This is a genomic window from Micromonospora sp. NPDC048887 (assembly GCF_040649715.1).
In the GTDB taxonomy this organism is placed as follows: Bacteria; Actinomycetota; Actinomycetes; order Mycobacteriales; family Micromonosporaceae; genus Micromonospora.
Window position 1 is genome coordinate 83701 of record NZ_JBEZGA010000004.1, and the last position, 20822, is coordinate 104522.

Consider the following 20822-nt stretch of genomic DNA (forward strand, 5'->3'; position numbering starts at 1 on the left):
GGCCGGTAGTGTCGGCGCGTCGATGCGGTAACCGATCGCCGACGGCGACGCCGCACCGACCCGCCTAATCGTGTCTCACGAACCGGGGACCCATAAGCAACATCGGGGTGAATCCGCGGGCCCACGGCCCGTGGTAGGGCGTACTTCCCGCCCGAATCCGTCAGCTAACCCGGTCGGCGGTCACGGAAGGAGTACCGACCTCGTGCCCACCCCCCGATCGTCCCCCCGCCTCCACGGCAACGCGGTGCCCGCGCTCGCCTGACGCGCGACCGCAACCGCCCCCCTGGGCGCCCGGCGTCACGGGCGTTCCCGATCCCCCGGCCATCCGGCCCCGCCAGCACGCGTGAGTTCCTCCGCGTGCCGGGCCGGCGTGCGCCGCTCACGCCCCGTGGAGGATTTCGTGAAGCACCACCTGAAGCGTCAGCTACGACGGATCGTCACCGAACGCCCGTACCAGATCATCGCCGGATCGGCCGCCGCGCTCGTGCTGGCCGCCGGTGCCGGCACCGTCGCCACCGCCGGTGACGACGCGCCGGTCCAGGAGAACACCGCATCGGTCGCCGAACTCGGCGCCGCCCGCCTCGGCGAGCAGCCCGCCAGCCGCGGCGAGGCCCGGATCGCCGTCCCGCAGGCGTCGCCCAGTGCCTCGGCCGCGCCGAGCGCGTCGCCCAGCGCGTCGGCGTCGGCGAAGGCGGCGGCGGACCCGGACACCACGGCGAAGGCGAAGCCGAAGCCGCCGTCGAGCAGGTCGCTCGACTACGACTACCAGGCGCAGATCAACTACTTCTACTGCGGCCCGGCCGCCGTGCGCAACGCGCTCAGCGCCGCCGGCATCGAGCGCAGCCAGGACGCGCTCGCCGGTCCGCTCGGCACCACCGAGATGGGCACCAACTCGGCCGAGGACACCACCCGGGTGCTCAACCAGCAGGTCAAGGGCAACCCGTACCGGACCCGCATGATTCCCGCCGGCTCCGCCAGCCCGGCTCAGATGGACCGGCTCCAGGCCGACGTGGTCGAGGCGATCAGCAACGGCCGCGCGGTCGTGGCGAACGTCGCCGGCACCGTCACCGACACCAACGGCGGCTGGCACTCGTTCCCCGGTGGCCACTACGTCGCGGTGGTGGGCTACAAGAACGACGGCCGGATGGTGCGGATCGCCGACTCGGCCGACCCGTCGCTGCCGTCGTACTGGGTCACCACGATCGACCTGGCGCACTGGATCGCCAGCCGCGGCTACTCCGCCTGACCCGTCCGCAAACCCGAAGGCCGGCACCCCCCGGGGGGTGCCGGCCTTCCCCGTCCCACCACCGCCCTCGTTGATCTTGCACTTTCGGCCCTTCCATAGCGGGGCAACACGGGCATCGGCGGGGCCGCAACTGCAAGATCGACGGGCGGGGGTGAGGGCGGGGCGGGACCGAGGTGGGGTGGGTTCGGTGTCGCGGGGGCGGGGCGGGCGGTGGCAGACTGCGCCAATGGGCGATACGACGGGTGACCGGCATCTGGTTCTCCTGCACGGCATGGGCGCCACCGGTGAGGTGTGGCTGCCCTGGGCGCCGCTGCTGGAGCGCCGCTGGCCCGGCCGCTGGCTCGCCAGCGATCTGGCCGGTCACGGCTGGTCGCCGCCGCTGCACGGCTACTCGTTCGAGGCCCTGGCCCAACGCGTGGCCGACGGGCTCGGCCCGGTCCGGCTCGGCCCCGACGACCGGCTCGTGCTGCTGGGGCACTCGCTCGGCGGGGTGGTGGCGCTGGCGCTCGCCGCCCGGCAGCGGGGTCTTCCGATCGACGCGGTGGTGGGCCTCGGCATCAAGGCGGTCTGGTCCCCGGCCGAGCTGGCGAAGTCGGCGGAGCTGGCCGCCCGGCCGGTCACCTGGTTCGCCACCCGCGACGAGGCGGCCCGGCGCTACCTGCGGGTATCAGGGCTGGCCGGACTGTTCGCCCCGGACCATCCCGTGGTGGAGGCGGGGCTGCGGCGGGAGGACGGCCGCTGGCGGCTCGCCATGGACCCGGCCGCGTTCGCGGTCGGGGAGCCCCGGCTGCCGGCGCTGCTGGCCGCCACCGACGTGCCGGTGCTGCTGGCCCGGGGCGAGCTGGACCCGATGGTGACCGACGCGCAGCTCAAGGAACTGGGCGTGCCGGTTGCCACGCTGCCGGGGCTGGGCCACAACGCGCACGTCGAGGACCCGGCGGCGGTGCTCGCCCTGCTCGACCCGTACCTCTGACCTGGCCTACACCACGGCGCGCGGCGCCGGGACCGCCCAGCCGGGTTCCAGCTCCCGGCGGGCGGCGGCGAGGAACGCCTCGGCGTAGGCGTCGGCGGGGAAGTCGCCCAGGTAGCGCGTCCGCGCGGCCCAGCGCTGCGCGGCCTTCGGGTCGGCGTCGAGCAGGTCGGTGAGCACCTCGTCCACGTTCGACATGTCCCGCCGCAGCACGTAGCCGGACGCCGCGAGCGGGAACCGCTCGACGAAGTGCTCGCCGTCGGCGCCGGTGTCGGTGACCGCGTACGGCTTGCCGGAGTAGAGCCAGTCGGAGATGACCCCGGAGACGTCGGAGACCAGCGCGTCGGCGCGGTTGACGCACTCGGTCAGCGTCAGCTCGCGGGCCGCTGCGGCACCCCACAGGTGCGGCCGGCCGGTCTTCGCCCGGTCGGCGGCGAGCAGTTCGGTGAGCCGGGCGAGCTGACGGGCCGAGGCCGGGTTCTTGCCGGTGTACGGGTGGGCGCGCAGGATCACCGCCACCTCGCGGTCGATCAGCCGGCGGATCAACGTCTCGGCCACCGGCAGCGAGCAGTAGTTGGCGTCGGCGTGGTGCCCGGTCCAGGTCGGGGTGTAGAGCACAGTGGGGTGCGCCGACGGGGTGACCGGCTCCCGGCGTACCTCGATCGCCTCGACCTGGGGACGGCCGACCACGACGAACTTGTCGGCGGGGATCTCCACGCCGGCGCGGGCGTACCTGTCGACAGCCGCCTGCCCGGCCACGAAGATCTTGTCGAAGATGGCCGAGACCGGGTTGGCGCTGGGGGCCTTGTCGCTGTCGCCGTGGTGCAGCTGCACGTGGGTGAGCTGGTTGAACCGGATCAGGTGGGCGTTCTTCGCGCCGTGGTTGACGTAGAACGCCACGCGCAGGCTCGGCACCAGCGCCTCGTCCAGCGCCTTCAGCGTGGGGCAGAGGACCACCGGGGCGCGGGTGGCGGCGGCCACCGCGGGCAGGAGCTCCGGCTCGCGCAGCACCACCACGAACGGGCGCCCGATCCGTTCCAGGTACGGCAGCCACATGGTGACCTGATATTCCGAGCCGGGCGGCGCGGAGAAGTGCAGCACGAACTCGGGCTGGTGGCGGCGCAGCGCCCGGCCGACCGGGCCACCGCCGGCGGGCGGCCGGAACCGCCGCCGGGCGAGGTCCAGCGCGACCGCCCCGCACCCGGCACCCACCAGCAGTGCGGCGGCCAGCGCCGTCCAGGCCGGCAGCGCCAGGACGGCGGCGAGCGCCACCACGGCGAGCAGCACCAGCAGCGCGTCGCCGAGCCGGGCCGCGACCACAGGTGTCCAGGTGCGGACCGGGAGGTTGGCCGCGCGGAGCTCCAGCGCGCCGGCCTGCCGCAGCGGCCCGACCAGCAGCACCAGCCCGAGCAGCACCAGCGCGGTGGCGGCCAGCACCGGGTCGAAACCGTCGTCGAGACGGCGGGCGTAGCCGACCAGGATGCCGGCGGCGACGAGCACCGTCTCGGCGAGGCCGTCGGCCGACGGCCGGACCCGGCGCTCCCACGCGGTCGCGGCGAGCGCCGCGACGGCCAGGGCCAGGCCCCAGCCGGTGGCCCCGGTGAGTGCCACGACGAGGAAGGCCAGCACCGCCAGCCCGGTGGTCAGCACCCGGGCGAGCAGCTTGCGGACCAGGTCACCACGCATCTGGTACGTCCCGTCGGATTCAGGCGTCGGCGGACAGCTCGGACCGCTCCGGGCCCGGCTGGGCCGGTACCGCGGCGGCCTGCTCGCCCGGGGCCCGGCGCACGTCGACCACCTGGCCGGTCAGGTCGGAGATCAGCACGTCCAGGGACGCCTGCGCGACCGCCTCGGAGGAGAGCAGGGTGTGCTCCGGCTCCTCGCCGAACGCCCGCGTCCGCATCGGGGTGGCGGTGCGCTCCGGGTTGACGCAGTTGACCCGTACGCCGAACTCGGCCCACTCGTCGGCGAGCGCCTGGGTCAGGTTGACCAGCGCGGCCTTGGTGGCCGAGTAGAGCGCGTAGCGGGCCCGGCCCCGGGTGTACGAGCTGGACGTGTAGAGCAGCAGCTGGCCCTTTGTCTGCTGCAGGTACGGTAGCGACTGGCGTGCGATGGTGACCGGGCCGACGAAGTTGACGTGCAGGAGACGGTCCATCGTCTCCTCATCCATCTCGGCCAGTGCGCCCTTTTCCAGGATGCCGGCGGTGACCACCACGTGGTCGATCCGGCCGGTCGCCTCGAACGCGGTCTTCAGCGCGGCGGCCACGTCCTCGGCGCGCTCGACGTGCGTGCCGGTGGTGGAGCGGCTGAACGGGAAGACCTGGGCGCCGTAGCCCCGGGCCAGCTCGGCCAGGTCGTGGCCGATGCCGTAGCTGCCGCCGAAGACCACGATGGTCCGGCCGGTCAGCTCCTCGGCGTAGCTGCGGTGGTCGGTCAGCCGGGGCGCCTGGGCGGCGGCGAGCTGGAACAGCTTGTCGGCCAGGTGCACGTCGACCGGGTGGGTGACCTTGATGTTCTCGTCCGAGCCGTCGATCACCTTGATCGGTGTGCCGGGCAGGTAGCGCAGCACCACCCCGCAGTCGTCGGTGGCGGCGAAGTCGGGGTCGCCCTCGGCGCGGCGGTACGCCTCGCGGATGGTGCCGGAGCGGAACGCCTGCGGGGTCTGGCCGCGGCGCAGCCGGGAGCGGACCGGAATGTCGGTGATGCACTCGTCCGCGTCGACCTGGATGATCGTGTCGGCGGACGGGATGGCCACGTCGACGGCCGAGTACGTCCAGAGCGCGTTCACGCACTCGCGCACGATCCGGGCGCTGACCAGCGGGCGGACCGCGTCGTGGAAGAGGATGTTGACGTCGCCCTCGCCGACCGCGTCGAGCGCGATCCGGGTGGTGTCGTTGCGGGTCTCGCCGCCCTCGATCACCTTGGTGACCTTGCGGAAGCCGGCGTCGGCGACGATGCGCCGCGCGTCGTCGACGTGCCCGGTGGCCATCAGCACGATGATCTCGTCGATCTCCGGCGCGGCCTCGAAGACGGCCAGGGTGTGCTCGATGATCGGCTTACCGGCGATCTTGAGGAGCTGCTTCGGGATGCCCAGCCCGAGGCGCGTGCCGGTCCCCCCGGCGAGGATCACGGCCACCGTACGTGCGGGGCGCCAGGGTGCCGGGCTCGCCGGCGTGGCGTCCGGTGCGGTGGTGTGGTCCTGCGTCATTGCCGTACCTCACTCTGGGTGAAAGGGGATGGATCCGAGAACCTTAACGCGGACGCCGGAGCGCACCGCCGCGGGCGGAACCCGGTGCGGTGCGCTCCGGGGCGCTACTTCTGGTTCTCGTACGCGTCGCAGACCTCCTTGGTGGGACCGTCCATCTTCAGGACGCCGCTCTCCAGCCAGATGGTCCGCTCACAGGTGTCCCGGATCGAGCCGATCGAGTGGCTGACCAGGAAGACCGTGCCGGCGCTGTCGCGCAGCTCGCGGACCCGTTGCTCGCTGCGGACCCGGAACTTGCGGTCGCCGGTGGCCAGCGCCTCGTCGATGAGCAGCACGTCGTGCTTCTTCGCCGAGGAGATCGCGAAGCGCAGCCGCGCGCCCATGCCGGAGGAGTAGGTGCGCATCGGCAGCGAGGCGAAGTCGCCGCGCTCGTTGATCCCGGAGAACTCGATGATCTCCGGGGCGATCCGCTTGACCTCCTCCGGCGGCATGCCCATGGCCAGGCAGCCGAGCACCACGTTGCGCTCGCCGGACAGGTCGTTGAGCAGCGCGGCGTTCACGCCGAGCAGCGAGGGCTGGCCCTTCGTGTAGACCGCGCCGCGGGCCGGCGGGAGCAGCCCGGCGATGGCCCGCAGCAGGGTGGACTTGCCGGAGCCGTTGCTGCCGATCAGGCCGATCGCCTCACCCTCGTACGCGGTGAAGCTCACGCCCTTGACCGCGTGCACCTCGCGGATGTTCGGCGCCTTGGTGCGGGAGACGATCCGCTTGAGTGCGGAGACCGGGGTGGTGCCGCCGCTCGCGCCCTTGTGGATCCGGTAGATCACGTGCACGTCGTCCACCACCACAGTGGGGACGCGGCCCGAGTCGGTCACCGGGCCGGCGTTCAGCGGCAGGGTCTGCTCAGCCACGGCCGTACTCCTTCTCTCCGCGCCAGAAGTAGACGAATCCGCCGGCGCCCATCACGACCGCCCAGAACAGGCCGAGCGCCCACAGCTTCAGCGGCGAGCTGATCAGGTTCGCCTGGTGCGAGTCGAGCAGCGCGTAACGGGCCAGCTCGATGAAGACCAGCGGCGGGTTCCACTCCAGGACGTTCGCCGCCCAGCCCGGCAGGTGCTGGCGGATGAGCGACACCGGGTAGAGCACGCCGGAGGCGTACAGCCAGGTGCGCATCACGAACGGCATGATCTGCTTGAGGTCGGTGGCCTTGGAGCCGAGGCGGGCCATGACCATGCTCAGCCCGACGTTGAAGATCGTCTGGAGCAGCAGCATCGGCGCGATCAGCACCCAGCGCAGGGTGATCGGCTCGCCGGTGATCAGCACGATGACGGCGAGCACCACCATCGACATGAGCAGCTGCTGGAGCTGCACCAGGGTCACCGTGATCGGCAGCGCCGCCCGGGGGAACTGCAGCGCCCGGATCAGGCCCAGGTTGCCGGTGATCGCGCTGACGCCGTTCGTCGCCGCCGTCTGGGTGAAGATGAAGATGAAGATGCCCGTGCACAGGTACGCGATGAAGTTCGGCACGTTCCGGTGCTGGGCCAGGATCACGCCGAAGATCAGGAAGTAGACGGCCGCGTTGGTGAGCGGTGTCAGCACCTGCCAGAGCTGGCCGAGCTGGGTGTTGCTCAGCGAGGAGGCGACCTTCGCCCGCGAGTACGCGGTCATGAAGTGCCGGTACGCCCACAGCCGCCGGGCGTACTCGCCCAGGGCTGGTCGTTCCCCGGCCACCCGTAGTCCGTACCGCTGGGCCAGTTGGGCCCGGGTCAGTCCGGATTCGGGGTCGGCCACCGCGGTGTTGGCCATGTTCAGGCGCTCCGATCTTTCGTGCTGATGGGGAGCAGTGCGGTGAAAGAGATCCAGCGTGGCCGGGCGGGAGGAGCCGCCTCGCTGCTGCATGGAAGGTAGTCCACCGAACGTCGGGACGCAACCGTACCGTCGTTGCGCTACATTGTTCCACGTGACGACCGAGAAGAGGCGTGCCCCGGCCGGCGCGGCGGTGCTGCGTGGCGAGATCACCAGCGCCATCCGCGCGGCGGTGATGCAGGAGTTGGCCGAGGTCGGCTACGGTCGCCTCTCCATCGAGGCGGTGGCCCGCCGCGCCGGTGTGAGCAAGACCGCTATCTACCGCCGCTGGCGTTCCAAGCTCGATCTGGTGCTGGACATGGTCTCGGCGGTGGCGGGCCGGAACATCCCGCTGCTGGACACCGGCAGCCTCCTCGGTGACCTGGAGATCCTGCTGCACGTGATGGCGCGCGCGTTGCGCCACCGGCTGGCCGCGCAGATCATCCCGGACCTGCTGGCCGAGGCCGCCCGCAACCCGCAGATCGCGGAGAAGTTGCAGGCCGCCCTGGACGACTACCAGCAGGCGGTGGGCCGGATCCTGATCGGCCGGGCGGTCGAGCGCGGCGAGCTGTCCCCGGCCACCGACCGTCGCGCCGCTGTCGATCTGATCGTCGGTCCGGTCTACTGGCGGATGGCGATCTCCCGGGCCCCGCTGGAGCCGGTCGAGGTGCCCCGGATGGCGGCCGCGATCGTCGCCGCCCTGCGGGTAGCATGCGTGGAGCCTGCGCGCGACGAGGTGGAAGTGTGAGCCCCGGGCCGCCCCCGGAGGTCCGTCGCCGATCATGAACAGAAGGTCACAACCAGTCGGACAATCAGTGCGAACGGCTGGTTTCCCCGACAGAGCGGTACCATCCCCCGAAATGTCTCCCATGAACCACGCGTCGACAGGAGGAAGCCCCATGGCCGGGCCGCATCCAGAGTTCATTCCCCCCGCACGGCCGATCATCGGCGAAGCCGAGATCGAGGCGGCCGTCCGGGTGCTGCGGAGCGGCCGGGTCGTGCAGGGGCCCGAGGTCGCGGCGTTCGAGGAGGAGTTCGGCGACCTGGTCGGCGGCCGGCACTGCATCGCCGTCAACTCCGGCACCTCCGCGCTCCAGCTCACGCTGATGGCACTCGGCTTCGGCCCGGGCGACGAGATCATCGTCCCCTCGTTCTCGTTCGCCGCCAGCGGCAACGCGGTCCGGCTGGTCGGCGCCGAGCCGGTCTTCGTGGACATCGAGCCGGGCAGCTTCTGTGTGGACCCGGAGGCGGTCGCCGCCGCGGTCACGCCGAAGACCGTCGCGATCATGCCGGTGCACCTCTACGGCCACCCGGCCGCGATGGACCGGATCATGGCGATCGCGCAGCAGCACGGCCTCGCAGTGGTCGAGGACGCCGCCCAGGCGCACGGCGCCGAGCTCAACGGCACCCCGGTCGGCGCGTTCGGCACCGCCGGCTGCTTCAGCTTCTACCCGACGAAGAACATGCACTCCCTCGAGGGCGGCATGATCAGCACCGCCGACGCCGAGCTGGCCCGTACCCTGCGGCTGCTGCGCAACCAGGGCATGGAGCAGCGGTACGCAAACGAGATCGTCGGCGCCAACATGCGCATGACGGACGTGGCCGCCGCCATCGGCCGGGTGCAGCTCACCCAGCTCGCCGAGTGGACCGAGCAGCGCCGCGCCAACGCCAAGTTCCTCGACTCGGCGATCACCGGCATGATCACCCCGCCGGTCGCCGACGGCGCCAAGCACGTCTACCACCAGTACACGGTGCGGGTGCGGGGCAACCGCGACGCCGCCCAGGCCCGCCTCACCGAGCTGGGCATCGGCAACGCGGTCTACTACCCGACCCCGATCCACCGGCTCAAGCCGTACCTCGGCGCCGACGGCAAGCCCGGCCCGTGGGACCTGCCGGAGACCGAGCGGGCCGCCGCCGAGGTGGTCTCGCTGCCGGTGCACCCGTCGCTGAGCCAGGCCGACCTGGAGCGGATCGCCGAGGGCGCGAACCTGGCCGGCGGTGCCCGATGAGTGAAGGTGAAGGTCGCAAGCTGCGGGCCGGCCTGATCGGCCTCGGCGCGATGGGCCGCAACCACGCCCGCGTGCTGTCCAACCTGGACGGTGTCGAGCTGGTCGGCGTGGTCGACCCGGCCGGCGACGTGACCGGCACGCTGCGCGCTCCGGTCGTACCCGAGCTGAGCGACCTGCTCGCCCTCGGTGTCGACTACGCCGTGGTGGCCTGCCCGACGGCGCTGCACGAGCCGATCGGCATGGAGCTGGCCGCCAACGGCGTCTGCGCGCTGATCGAGAAGCCGCTGGCCCAGTCCGTCGAGGCCGCCACCCGGCTGGTCGAGGCGTTCGAGAACGCCGGCCTGGTCGCGGGCGTCGGGCACATCGAGCGCTACAACCCGGCGCTGCAGAGCCTGCGCACCCGCCTGGAGGCCGGTGAGCTGGGCGAGGTGTTCCAGGTCGTGACCCGGCGCCAGGGCCCGTTCCCGCACCGGATCGCCGACGTCGGCGTGGTGATGGACCTGGCCACCCACGACATCGACCTGACCGCCTGGGTGACCGGCCAGCAGTACAGCTCGGTCGCCGCCCGCACCGTCTCGCGCAGCGGCCGGCTGCACGAGGACATGGTCGCCGTGGTCGGCCAGCTCGCCGACGGCACGATGGTCAACCACCTGGTGAACTGGCTCAGCCCGCTCAAGGAGCGGTCCACTGTGGTCACCGGTGACAAGGGCTGCTTCGTGGCCGACACGCTCACCGCCGACCTGACGTTCTACGCCAACGCCGCCATCGACACCGAGTGGGAGGCGCTGCGCGCCTTCCGCGGTGTGGCAGAGGGCGACATGGTCCGCTTCGCCATCCCGAAGCGGGAGCCGCTGCTGGTCGAGCACGAGCGCTTCCGGGACGCGGTGGAGGGCAAGCAGAGCGACATCGTCACGCTGCGGCAGGGCCTGCGTACCGTGCAGGTCGCCGCCGCCCTGCTGGAGTCCTCCGCCGACGGCAAGGTCGTGTCCGTCGCGGCCAGCGGCAGCGACGCGGAGCCGGCACTGCGATGAGCCCGGCGCCGGTGCGGCGGACGGTCTCGGCGGTACGGCGGCGGATCCCCCGGCGGTGGCGCATCGCGCTCCGCCGGGCCGCCGCCGGCACGCGGCCCTGGCAGACCCCTTCGGTACGCGAACTGTGTGAGCTTCCCGCCGGCACGCCGCTGCTGGTGCACGCCGGCGGGATCACACGCGACCGGGCGCTGGACGGCGTGCTGCGCGCCCTGGCCCGGTTGCCCGAGGTCCACCTGGCGCTGGCCTGTGACGGGGCGGAGCGGGCGGCGGCACAGGACCTGATCAGCCGGGCCGGCAAGGCCCGGCGCCGGGTCCACGTGGTGCCGCGTCCGCGCACCGTGACGGCCGCGTTCCTCGCCTCCGCGGACGTGGCGGTGTTCGGGTTCGACCCGGACGCCGGCCTCGGCCTGCTGGACACCTTCCGCACCGCCGGGCTACCAGTGGTAGCGGCCGACAGCCGGGCGGTCCGCGAGCACCTGGCCCGGCACGGCATCGGCGATCTCTTCGCCCCCGGCTCGCTGCCCTCCTTCACCAAGGCGGTGGAACGGGCCCGGCAGCGCGGCGGCGATGAGCCGCCGGAGCCGCCGGTCGCGCCGATCGAGGCCGGCACGCCCGGCCCGTGGCGTCCGCTCGGCGCCGGGCCGATCCGGTTGGGGCTGGGCACGGCGAACTATGCCGGGCAGCTCTCCGCCCTGGCGGTGGCGATCACCACCGCGCGCGCCGACGTCGGCGTCGAACTGGTGATGGCCAAGCCGCCGGCCACCTACCGCTACCCGGCCGACCGCTACCTGAACTACCCCGGCGAGCACCGGCTCGACGTACAGGCCGCGCAGGCCGAGCGGGTGCTCGGCTGGTACACCCACCTGATCGTGGACGCGTTCCGCCCGGTGCTCGGCCGGGCCAACGGCGACGACATCTCGGCGGACCTGCCCGCGCTGCGCCGGGCCCGGCTCAAGGTCGCGCTGCTGGCGCACGGCAGTGAGATCCGCCACCCCGGCGCGCACCTGGAACGGCACCCCGAGTCCGCGTTCCGGGACGCGCCGGAGGACCTGATCGGGCAGCTCACCACGGTGACCGAACGGAACCGGCGCACCGCCGAGGAGAGCGGCCTGCCGTTCTTCGTGACCACCCCCGACCTGCTGGACGACGTGCCGTTCGCCACCTGGGCGCCGCTGATCGTCGACGTGGACGCCTGGGCCTGCGACCGCCCGGTGCTGGAACGCGCCCGGCCGGTGGTGCTGCACGCGCCGTCGAAACGGTGGACAAAGGGCACCGACCGGCTCCTGCCCCGGTTGCGGGAGCTGCACGACCGACGGATCATCGAACTGCGCCTGGTGGAAGGGCTACCGCACCACGAGATGCGTCGCCAGGTGCAGGAGTGCGACATCGTGGTCGACCAGCTGGTGATGGGCAGCTACGGCACCTTCTCCTGTGAGGGGATGGCTGCCGGCAAGGTAGTGGTGGCGTACCTCAGCGAGGGCCCGCACCGGGCCGCGGGAGTCGCGCCGCCGATCGCCAACGCCACGCCCGCCACGCTCGTCAAGACCATCGAGTCGCTGCTCGACGACAGGCCCGCCGCGGTCGCCCTGGCCGCGGAGGGCGCACGTTATGTCCGTGACCACCACGACGGGCGACGCACCGCCGAGGTCTTCGACGCGTTCCTGCGGTGACCGCCCACCCACCACCCCACGCCCGCCCCGTCAACGAGGAGAAACACCCGATGCAAGCTGGCGCTCACAGCGATGCCCGACCGACCCGGGGCCGGGTGGTGATGCTGGTCGACAACGGCGTCCACGGCGACTCCCGGGTGCAGAAGGCGGCGCGGTCGGCCGCCGACGCCGGCTGGGAGGTCTTCCTCCTCGGCATCCGTAACGCCCGCTCCGACGTCGACACCTGGCGCATCGGCGACGCCGAGGTGCGGCTGCTGCGCGTGCCCAAGCCGCTGCACCGGCTGCCCCGCGAGTACAGCCGGTCGCTGCGCCGGCCGCTGGCGTACGCGAACACCACCAAGGCCGCCTACCGGGTCCAGGAGATCAAGGCCTGGCAGGCCGACCTGTACGAGCGCCGCGTCCGGGCCCAGGCGCTGGGCGGCGGGCTGCCGGCCACCGTGGGCCGGGCGGCCCAGCTGCCGGCCCGCGCCGCCGCCACCGCGCTCGCCCGCTGGGTGCGGTTCCGCAGCGGCGAGACCCGCCGGCTGCGCAAGTCGCAGGCCGATCCGGAGGCGCTGTTCAGCCGCCTGCCCGTGCGGTTCTGGCAGGGGCTGATGGGCGACCGGTCCTGGCGCCGGCTGGACCCGGGCCTGTGGGACTTCGAGATCGCCTTCCGCAAGACGCTCGACGAGCTCAAGCCGGACATCATCCACGCCAACGACTTCCGGATGCTCGGCATCGGCGCGCGCGCGACCCTGCGGGCCCGGGCCGCCGGGCGGCGGACCAAGCTGGTCTGGGACGCCCACGAGTTCGTCGGCGGCATCACCGGCCGGGCCGACAACCCGCGCTGGCTGCCGGCCCAGATCGCCTACACGGCCGAGTACGCCGCCTACCCGGACGCGGTGGTGACCGTCTCCGACACGCTTGCCGACCTGCTCCAGGAGACCCACCGCCTGCCCGACCGGCCGGCCGTGGTGCTCAACGCGCCGATGGCGCCGCCGGCCGAGGCCGACGGCGACGTGCCGGACCTGCGGGCCCTGTGCGGCGTGGACGCCCGTACGCCGGTGCTCGTCTACTCCGGTGCGGTGAACCCGAGCCGGGGCTGCCAGATCATGGTGGAGGCGCTGCCGGAGCTGCCCGGCGTGCACGTCGCGTTCGTGACCATGAACCCGAACGGCGACAACCAGTTCTCCGAGGCGCTGCGGGAGCGTGCCGCCGAACTCGGCGTCGCGGACCGCGTGCACCTGCTGCCGTACGTGGCGCACTGGCAGGTGGTGCCGTTCCTGTCCGGCGCGGACGCCGGTGTCATCCCGATCCACCACAAGCCCAACCACGAGCTGGCGCTGATCACCAAGTTCCTGGAGTACTCGCACGCCCGGCTGCCGATCGTGGTCAGTGACGTGAAGACCATGGCGCAGACCGCGCGGGCCACCGGGCAGGGTGAGGTGTTCACCGCCGAGGACCGGGCCGACTACGTCCGCGCGGTCCGGGCCGTGCTCGACGACCCGGAGCGCTACCGGGCCGCCTACGACAAGCCCGGCCTGCTGGAGGGCTGGACGTGGGAGGCGCAGGCCCGGATCCTCGACGAGGTGTACGCCTCGCTGCTGGGCGCGTCGACGGGCGGGACGCGTCCGCCGTCGTCCCGGCGCCCCGAGGACGAGCGGGAGTACGCCGCCACGACGCGCTGACCCCCGGCACAAACGGTTCGGCCGGCCCCCCACGGTGGGGGAGCCGGCCGATCTCCGTCGTAAGCCGGTTCAGCCGGCGGTGGCCGGCGGCTCCAGCAGCAGCCGGTCGAAGTCCTTCTGCGTCACCGACCAGTCCCAGGTGCTCAGCACGTGCGACGCCGCGGCCCGGCCCGCCTCCCGCCAGACCTCCTCGGTGGCGGTGAGGGCCAGGATCCGCTCGGCGGCCTCCTGCGGCGTGCCCACCACCCAGTCGCTGGGGAACAGGCTCCGGGCGCTGTGCGGACGGCCGGCGAAGAACGGCCAGTCCCGCACCACCGGCACCGCGCCGCTGGCCGCGCCCTCGACGAGCGCACAGTGGAAACTCTCCCGCAGCGAGGTGCTGAGGATGACCCCGACGTCGGTGAGCGCGCCCGGCACGTCCGAGGTGCGGCCGGTCCGCACCACCGCGCCGGACGGCTCCAGCTCGGCCAGTTCGGCGTCGAGTTCCCGCACGTAGTCGGCGATCGCCGGGCTGAGTTCCGGGTTGAGGTCGTCGCCGACCAGCTTGAGGCGGTACCGCTCGTCGCGGCGGCGCAGCTCGCGCAGCACCGCCAGGGCCCAGCGCGGGTCCTTCGCCAGCGAGCTGAGCCCGACCAGCCCGAGGGTGAACCGGCTGTCCGCGGAGACCTTCGGCGCCACGTACCGGTGCAGGTCCATCGCGTTGCTGATCATGTGCGTCCGGGGCCCCTGCGGGGCGCGCAGCCGAGGCACGGCGGCCAGTGCCAGGTCGCGCAGGTGCTCGGAGACGAACACCACGTCGTCCACACGCGACCAGTCGGTCAGGTGCGGCCACCAGCTGAACGCCTCGAAGCTGTGCAGCCGGACGATCACCCGGGTGGTGCCCGGGTCGATCATCGTCAGCATGGCGGCGCCGAGGTTGCACCAGTCCACGAAGACCGTGTCCGCCCACTCCAGGTGAGGGCCCCACGCCTCCTGGACCTCGCCGGCCCGCTTCGAGGCCCCGGCGAGCATGTGGAGCGTCACGTTGGTGCGGCCGTTGCTGAGCACCGGGAGGATGGACTCCTCCATCAGGTTCAGCCGGCGGACCTCCACCCCGGGCATCGCCTCGTAGCGCTCCAGGATCGGCCCGAGGAAGTTGTCGTTCAGCCCGGTGAAGAAGAGCATCCGGTGCGGCCGGCCGGCCGGCGGGAACGCCGCCGGGCTCTGCCGGCCGCGCGGCGTCGCCATCGCCTTCCCGGCCTCGCTGTTGTGCAGCGGCGCGAGGAACTTCTCCGGATCCTCGGCCAGCGGCGAGGTGGTGCCGTCGAACTGCACGATCCGGTGGAACATCAGGTTGAACGCGCGCAGCACGTGCGGTGCGGCCTTGCCCGGGTTGCGCTTCTTGAGGAAGCCGTCGGCCAGCTTGAGCTGCCCCCGCACCACTGTCATCAGGTGCTCGGGCACCTTGCCCTGGCTCAGTTCCGCGTCCACGATCGGGCCGAGGAGCTGGCCCTTCGTCGCCGGGCTCGTGAGCCGGCCCTGCGCCGCCAGCGCCAGCCGCTTGGCGCTGGCGCCGTGCCCGGTCTTGAGCATGGTGCCGGTGACCCGCCGGGCGATCTTGCCACGGTGCCGTTCCGGCAGGCCGGGCGCGGTGACGGCGCCCTGCCAGAACCAGCGCACCGGGCCGAGCTTCATGGCCCGCTTGCCGGTGCTGATCTCGAACACCCGCTTCGCCAGGTCGACGGTCTGGCTGCGGGTGGCGCTCGCCAGCACGCTCGGGGCCGGGCCGACGGTGTTCAGCCGAGGACGGCGGTAGCGGGCCGGGTCGGCGGACCGCTTCTCCACCGCGCGCAGCGCCGGCGCGATGCCGTAGACGGCGTCGGCCCGCCGGTACCGCTGCGCGAGCTGCCAGACGGTGTGCAGTGCCTGCGCGTCCAGCGCGACCAGGACGTCGGCCCGCTTGGCGTGCCGGCGTACCCACGGGTCGCGCTGGGCGCGCAGCCACGGGCGCCGGGCCGGGGCCGCCCGCTTGACCATCCGGCCGAACCGGGGGCCCAGCTCCTTGGCGGTGGGCAGCAGGTGCACCTCGGCCAGCTCGGTGGCCGCCGGGATCTTCTCCACCGGGTCGAAGGTGGTGGCCACCCGTACGGTGACGCCCTTGTCGCGGAACTGCTGGAGCGCGTCGGTCAGGACCGCCACCCGTCCGGGGACGGTGCCCATAACCATCAGGACCTCGATCATGACCTACCTTCTCGGGCCAGGACGCGCGCGCCGGCGGGGGCGGGCTGTGCGGCGCCGGCCGGACCGCCGGCGCCCAGCACCAGGTCGGTCACCTCCCGGACGGCGGGGATGAGCTGCTCCTCGCGGGCGTACTGCCGCGCCTCGGCGCGGGCCTTCTCCCGTTCGGCCCCGTCCGCGGTACGGGCCATCGCGGCGGCCCGCCGGAAGGCGCCGGCCAGCTCGGCCGGGTCCAGCCCGACCGCGCCGGTCCACAGCGGGTAGGTGGACAGCACGGTGGAGGCGTCGTGGTCGGCCTCGTGGGCGGAGACCACCGGCAGGCCGGTGGCCATGTACTCGTACACCTTGCCGGACGTCATGTACCGGCCGCCGGTCACCATCAGCACCACCGCGTCCCAGCGGGAGTAGAGGTCGACCACCTCGGCCTTGGGCACCGAGCCGCCGACCAGCACGCCGTCGACGGCGGCGGCCCTGAGCAGCTCCGCGTGCGCGTTGTCGCCGCGCGCCCAGGCGGCGCCGATGTGGCCCCGTACCTCGAAGCGGGCGTCGGCCAGCGCCGGGTCCTCCGCGCGCGCCGTGCGCCAGCCCTCCAGCACGGCGCTCAGCAGCGGTACGGGAAGGTTCAGCGCGCCGAGGTAGCCGAAGGTCAGCGGCCGGTCCGGCGGGGCGGGGCGGACCTGGGCCGGGATGCTCGCCGCGTCGTAGCCGTTGCGCACGACGCGCATCTTGTGCGCCAGCTCCGGATAGCGCTCGCGGTACCAGCGGGAGATCGGCTCGTTGACGTTCCAGATGGCGACGGCGTTGGTGAGCAGCTTGATCTCCCACTGCCCGGAGACCGACTCGCGGGTGAACGCCTCACCGTTGTTGATCACGTCGACCGACCAGCCGTCGCGGAAGTCCACGACGTACGGCACCCGGTGCGTCTCCCACAGCTTCCAGGTCGCGGAGAGGTTGACGTACGGCGCGCAGGTGGTCACCAGCAGGTCGACGTGCCGCTCCTTGTGGATGCGGAGCAGGGCCTTCTCCAGCGCCGGACGCCAGCCGCCGAAGACCGGCTCGGGGAAGATCTTCAGGTTCTGCTTGCGCAGCTCGGCCAGGTAGTCCAGGTGCGCCAGGGCACGCTGCTCGGTGAACGAGCGGATGTCGGTCTCGAGGTCGTCGCGGAACAGCGGCAGCTTCACCACGCGCACGTTGGGGTCCACGCCCTGGGAGAGGGTGTGGTCGAGTCCGTACTCCCGTTCCCAGGCCTCGTCGGCGATGGTGACCGCGGTCACGTCCCAGCCCGCGGCGGCGAACTGGTTGGCGGTCTCCCGCATCCGGTAGGCGCAGCTCTTGGCCGCCGGTGGGAAGCCGATCGCGAGGTAGACCATGTGCGGCCGGGACCCGGACCGTCGCGGCCGGGGGAGTTTCAACGAGTCCCAGAGAGTTCGCCCGTTGTTCATCGATTCCGATCCTGGGGAGGTGGGGAGATGCCGTGTCACGGCCTGGACGGTTCGGCCGGACGCGGCGCCTGCTGTGCCCGGTGGCCGGTAACGACCGCCGGAGCGCCTGCGGACACTACAATAACGCCGTCGCGTGCGCCGGGCCCGCCGCCGCTCGGCCGCCACCCCGGGCGCCGTGCCCCGGATCACCGCACCTCCGCCGGGTGGCCCGGCCGGCCGGACACGCCGTCTCGGCCGGTCCTCGACCGCGGCCTCCGCTTTCGTAGACTCCTCAGCCATGACCGCGCCTGCGCCCGACACCCGTGACCGTGAGCCCGCCCCCACCGGCGGCGACGGGTCCGCGGCCGACGACTCGTCCGATCCGGGGTCGTCCACCCCGCGCCCGACGACGACCACGGCCCCGGAGCAGCCGGAGCAGCCGGAGCCGGACGCGACGGCCGAAAAGCGGCGCGGCGGCCGGTGGCGGCGGGCCGACGCGCTCGTGGCGCTGGTCTACCTCGCCGGGGCGTTCTGGGTCACCGCCCGGGGCTGGCGCGACTACGACGGCCGGCTGCTCGGCAGCCGCCCGAACGACCAGGGCTTCAACGAGTGGATGCTGGCGTACGCGGCGCACGCTGTCACCAACCTGGAGAACCCGTTCTTCACCACGCTGCAGAACGCCCCGGCCGGCGTGAACCTGATGACGAACGTCGGGATGCAACTGCCCGGCCTGGTGCTCACCCCGTTCACCCTGCTGTTCGGCGCGTCCTTCTCCTATCTGCTGTTCATCACGCTGAACCTGGCCGGCACCGGGTACGCCTGGTACCACGTGTTGTCCCGGCACGTCGTCGGCTCCCGGGCGGCCGCGTTCGTCGGCGGGCTGTTCTGCGCCTTCGCGCCCGCGCTGATCTCGCACAGCAACGGCCACCCGCACATCACCGCGCAGTGGCTGGTGCCGTTCATCGTCTGGCGGGTGGTCGCGCTGTCGCGGGGCGAGCGGGTGATCCGCGACGGCCTGATCCTGGGCGGGCTGGTGGTCGCCCAGTTCTTCATCAGCCTGGAGATCCTCTTCCTGACCGCGCTCGGCTGCCTGATGCTGGTCCTGGCCTACCTCGCGTTCCGGCCCCGCGACGCGGTGCGCCGGCTGCGCCCGCTGCTGTCCGGCCTGGCGATCACCGGCGTGCTGGTGTCGGCCGCGGCGGCGTACCCGCTGTGGATGCAGTTCGCCGGTCCGCAGCACCGGGTGGGCCACCCCGGCACCCCGGACATCTACGCCCTGAAGCTCGGCTCGTTCGTCCAGTTCGCCACCAAGTCGCTCGCCGGTGGCCCGACCAGCGCGATCGGCTGGGCGCCGAACACCACCGAGCAGGCCAGCTTCTACGGCTGGTCCCTGGTGGTGCTCGCGGCCGGTGTGCTCTGGTGGCTGCGCCGGGAGACCACGGTCCGGGTGCTCGGCGCCGTCGCAGTGGTCTCGGCGCTGTTCTCCGTCGGCACCACCTGGACCGTCGGCACCCGCCGCACCGACGTCCCCGCACCGTTCGCCCTGGTGCAGGACCTGCCCGTGTTCGACTCCGTGGTGGTGTCCCGGTTCGCGCTGATCACCACGGTGGCGCTCGGCGTGCTGCTCGCGGTCGCCGGTGACCGGCTCGCCGCCCGCCGCACCGAACCCGCCGGCCGGCTGGCCGCCCGCGTCGGGGCCGTCGCGGTGGCCGCCGCGCTGCTGCCGATCATGCCGATGCCGCTCGATGCCAAGGGCCGCACTCCGGTGCCGGACTTCGTCACCGCCGGCACCTGGCGGGACCATGTGGCCCCCGGCCGCACGCTGGTCCCCGTGCCGGTGAACGGCATGACGTCGCTGTACTGGAGTTCCGCGGCGGTGGCCGGCTTCGCCGTCCCCGAGGGCTACTTCCTCGCCCCGGTCTCCGCCACCGACAACACCGGCCGCTGGGGCGTGGACCCGCAGCCCACGGCGAAGCTGCTCACCGCCGTCTCGCTCGGCGAGCGGGACACCACAGTCGGCCCGGCCGACGTCGACCAGGCGCGCGCCGACGTCCGCTACTGGAAGGCCGACGCGGTGGTGCTGCCGGACCGGGGCGCCCGCCGCCACGACAACCTGAAGACCGTGCTGGACGCGCTGTACGGACCGGGGGAGCGGGTCGCGGACGTCTGGGTGTGGGACGTCCGGCCGTTCACCCGCTGACCGGTCAGGGCGACTTCGTCCAGATCATCAGCAGGTAGCCGCCGAAGTAGGCGGAGAACGCGACGAGTGTCGCCAGCACCGTGGCGGCCCGGGCCCATCCGGCCCGGGCCAGGCCCGCGGCGGCGGGCAGCAGCAACGGGAACGCCGGCAGCAGGAACCGCGCCTTGGAGTGGTAGTAGCCGGCCGCGCCGAGCGTGGTGACGAGCATCAGGCCGCTGTAGAGCAGCAGGTGCCACGGCTGCCGGTCGATCGCGCTCAGCACGAAGAACATGATCGACAGCAGCGCCACCACGGTGACCACCAGCAGCGGCAGCGCCGCCACCTGGACCAGCGCCTGCTGCCCGCGGTCGACCGTGTAGACGCCGAAGTCGAACGTGGTGCCCCAGCCGGCGGACTGGATGTGGAACCAGCCGTCCAGCCGGCCGGTCCGGTCGCCCACCCAGGCCAGGTAGCCCAGCCAGCCGGCCGGGGCGAGCAGCAGCGCCGCCCACGGCCGCCAGCCGTCGCGCCGCCTGACGATCGCCAGCAGCGCGGCCAGCCCCACCACCGGGATCAGCGACGAGGCGGTGGGCCGGGTCAGGCCGGCGAACAGGCACACCACCCCGGCGGTGACCCAGTGCCGGCGCAGCAGCGCGTACAGCGTCCACGCGGCCAGCGCGGTGAACAGGCTCTCGCTGTAGCCCATCGACTCCACGACGGCGTGCGGCACGGCGCCCCAGAGCGCGGCGAGCAGGATGCCGGTACGCCGGTCGTGCAGGTGCGCGCCGATCGCGTACAGCCCCCAGGCGGCGGCCAGCGCGGCCAGCCACGCCACGATCAGGGCCGACTCGCGCGGGCTGAACGGGGAGACCCGCTCCAGGGCCGCGGTCAGGCCCGGGTAGAGCGGGAAGAACGCCATGTTGCTCTGGGTCTTCTCGTACGCGTCGTAGCCGTGCTGGACGATCCCCGCGTACCAGTTGCCGTCGGCCCGGGTGAGCCGCTCGACCGGGGACTCGCCCAGGTTGCGGGCCCACAGGTAGACGACGAGCAGGCCGATCAGCCGGATCACCGCGAACACCGCCAGCGCGGGTGCCGCGTCCCGGGCGGCGTCACGCAGCCGCCGGACGGGGCCGGGCCGGACGCGTTCGGCTGTGGCCGGCCCGGTCGGCGGGGCTGGCGCGGGCCGGCTGGGTTCCTCGGTGGTCACCACGTCCATTGTGCGGTCCCGTTCGCGCTGAGCTGGGGTTGTCCGAGGGCCCGCGTGGCGCGGCCGGCGACCCGGCGAACGACCCGCAGCGGGCGCCGGCCGTTGAACAGGATGGAGGGTAGCAACCGGTCCGGCAGATCGTGGGGTACCGGCGGCGG

At 73.0% G+C, this 20822-nt stretch carries 15 protein-coding genes and 1 riboswitch; of the genes, 8 read left to right on the top strand and 7 right to left on the bottom strand.

Annotated elements, in window-relative coordinates; genetic code table 11:
- Window positions 1-51 precede the first annotated feature (51 nt).
- Window positions 52-194: riboswitch (cyclic di-AMP (ydaO/yuaA leader) on the top strand.
- Window positions 195-388: 194 nt separating this feature from the next.
- Together AB0C17_RS08130 and AB0C17_RS08135 are read left to right on the top strand one after the other, a co-directional pair.
- Window positions 389-1246 (top strand): C39 family peptidase, encoded by an 858-nt coding sequence (locus AB0C17_RS08130; RefSeq protein ID WP_357472189.1) that lies wholly within the window; start codon window positions 389-391, stop codon window positions 1244-1246.
- Window positions 1247-1472: 226 nt separating this feature from the next.
- Window positions 1473-2219 (top strand): alpha/beta hydrolase, encoded by a 747-nt coding sequence (locus AB0C17_RS08135; RefSeq protein WP_357388893.1) that lies wholly within the window; start codon window positions 1473-1475, stop codon window positions 2217-2219.
- Window positions 2220-2225: 6 nt separating this feature from the next.
- Here the strand turns inward: AB0C17_RS08135 and AB0C17_RS08140 are convergent, their stop codons facing one another.
- The 4 genes from AB0C17_RS08140 to AB0C17_RS08155 all read right to left on the bottom strand — a co-directional run bounded on the left by AB0C17_RS08140 (window position 2226) and on the right by AB0C17_RS08155 (window position 7224).
- A complete protein-coding gene (locus tag AB0C17_RS08140; RefSeq protein ID WP_357477381.1) occupies window positions 2226-3902 on the bottom strand; it encodes a CDP-glycerol glycerophosphotransferase family protein in 1677 nt (558 codons plus the stop codon).
- 19 nt (window positions 3903-3921) lie between these two features.
- A complete protein-coding gene (locus AB0C17_RS08145; protein ID WP_357477385.1) occupies window positions 3922-5424 on the bottom strand; it encodes a bifunctional cytidylyltransferase/SDR family oxidoreductase in 1503 nt (500 codons plus the stop codon).
- A gap of 104 nt (window positions 5425-5528) precedes the next feature.
- On the bottom strand, window positions 5529-6329 hold the full coding sequence (locus tag AB0C17_RS08150) for an ABC transporter ATP-binding protein (RefSeq protein WP_013285259.1): 801 nt from the start codon (window positions 6327-6329) through the stop codon (window positions 5529-5531).
- Window positions 6322-7224: an ABC transporter permease gene (locus tag AB0C17_RS08155; RefSeq protein ID WP_357388899.1), complete on the bottom strand. Its 903-nt coding sequence runs from the start codon at window positions 7222-7224 to the stop codon at window positions 6322-6324. The genes AB0C17_RS08150 and AB0C17_RS08155 overlap by 8 nt, the downstream gene beginning before the upstream one ends.
- Before the next feature lie 154 nt (window positions 7225-7378).
- On the opposite strand from AB0C17_RS08155, the gene AB0C17_RS08160 reads away from it, so the two are divergent.
- From AB0C17_RS08160 to AB0C17_RS08180, 5 genes are all read left to right on the top strand, one after another.
- Window positions 7379-8011 (top strand): TetR/AcrR family transcriptional regulator, encoded by a 633-nt coding sequence (locus AB0C17_RS08160; RefSeq protein WP_357388901.1) that lies wholly within the window; start codon window positions 7379-7381, stop codon window positions 8009-8011.
- A gap of 151 nt (window positions 8012-8162) precedes the next feature.
- Entirely contained in the window at window positions 8163-9272 is a 1110-nt protein-coding gene (locus AB0C17_RS08165) for a DegT/DnrJ/EryC1/StrS family aminotransferase (RefSeq protein ID WP_357477387.1), read from the top strand.
- Complete coding sequence (locus tag AB0C17_RS08170) at window positions 9269-10303, top strand: Gfo/Idh/MocA family oxidoreductase (protein ID WP_357388905.1); 1035 nt, start codon at window positions 9269-9271, stop codon at window positions 10301-10303. Before AB0C17_RS08165 ends, AB0C17_RS08170 begins: the two co-directional genes overlap by 4 nt.
- Window positions 10300-11973, top strand: a complete 1674-nt coding sequence (locus AB0C17_RS08175; RefSeq protein WP_357388907.1) for a glycosyltransferase — start codon at window positions 10300-10302, stop codon at window positions 11971-11973. The genes AB0C17_RS08170 and AB0C17_RS08175 overlap by 4 nt, the downstream gene beginning before the upstream one ends.
- A 50-nt stretch (window positions 11974-12023) precedes the next feature.
- The gene (locus AB0C17_RS08180; RefSeq protein WP_357477390.1) at window positions 12024-13640 is read left to right on the top strand and encodes a glycosyltransferase family 4 protein; all 1617 of its coding nucleotides are present in this window, start codon (window positions 12024-12026) and stop codon (window positions 13638-13640) included.
- A 69-nt stretch (window positions 13641-13709) separates the two neighbouring features.
- Here the strand turns inward: AB0C17_RS08180 and AB0C17_RS08185 are convergent, their stop codons facing one another.
- Entirely contained in the window at window positions 13710-15860 is a 2151-nt protein-coding gene (locus AB0C17_RS08185; protein ID WP_357477392.1) for a glycosyltransferase family 1 protein, read from the bottom strand.
- Complete coding sequence (locus AB0C17_RS08190; RefSeq protein ID WP_357472201.1) at window positions 15857-17299, bottom strand: glycosyl transferase; 1443 nt, start codon at window positions 17297-17299, stop codon at window positions 15857-15859. Before AB0C17_RS08190 ends, AB0C17_RS08185 begins: the two co-directional genes overlap by 4 nt.
- A 277-nt stretch (window positions 17300-17576) precedes the next feature.
- Here AB0C17_RS08190 and AB0C17_RS08195 point away from each other — a divergent pair, with 277 nt between their 5' ends.
- Window positions 17577-19478: a hypothetical protein gene (locus AB0C17_RS08195; RefSeq protein WP_357477394.1), complete on the top strand. Its 1902-nt coding sequence runs from the start codon at window positions 17577-17579 to the stop codon at window positions 19476-19478.
- A 4-nt stretch (window positions 19479-19482) separates the two neighbouring features.
- On the opposite strand, the gene AB0C17_RS08200 is transcribed toward AB0C17_RS08195, so the two are convergent.
- Complete coding sequence (locus tag AB0C17_RS08200) at window positions 19483-20673, bottom strand: hypothetical protein (RefSeq protein WP_357472207.1); 1191 nt, start codon at window positions 20671-20673, stop codon at window positions 19483-19485.
- Window positions 20674-20822 lie beyond the last annotated feature (149 nt).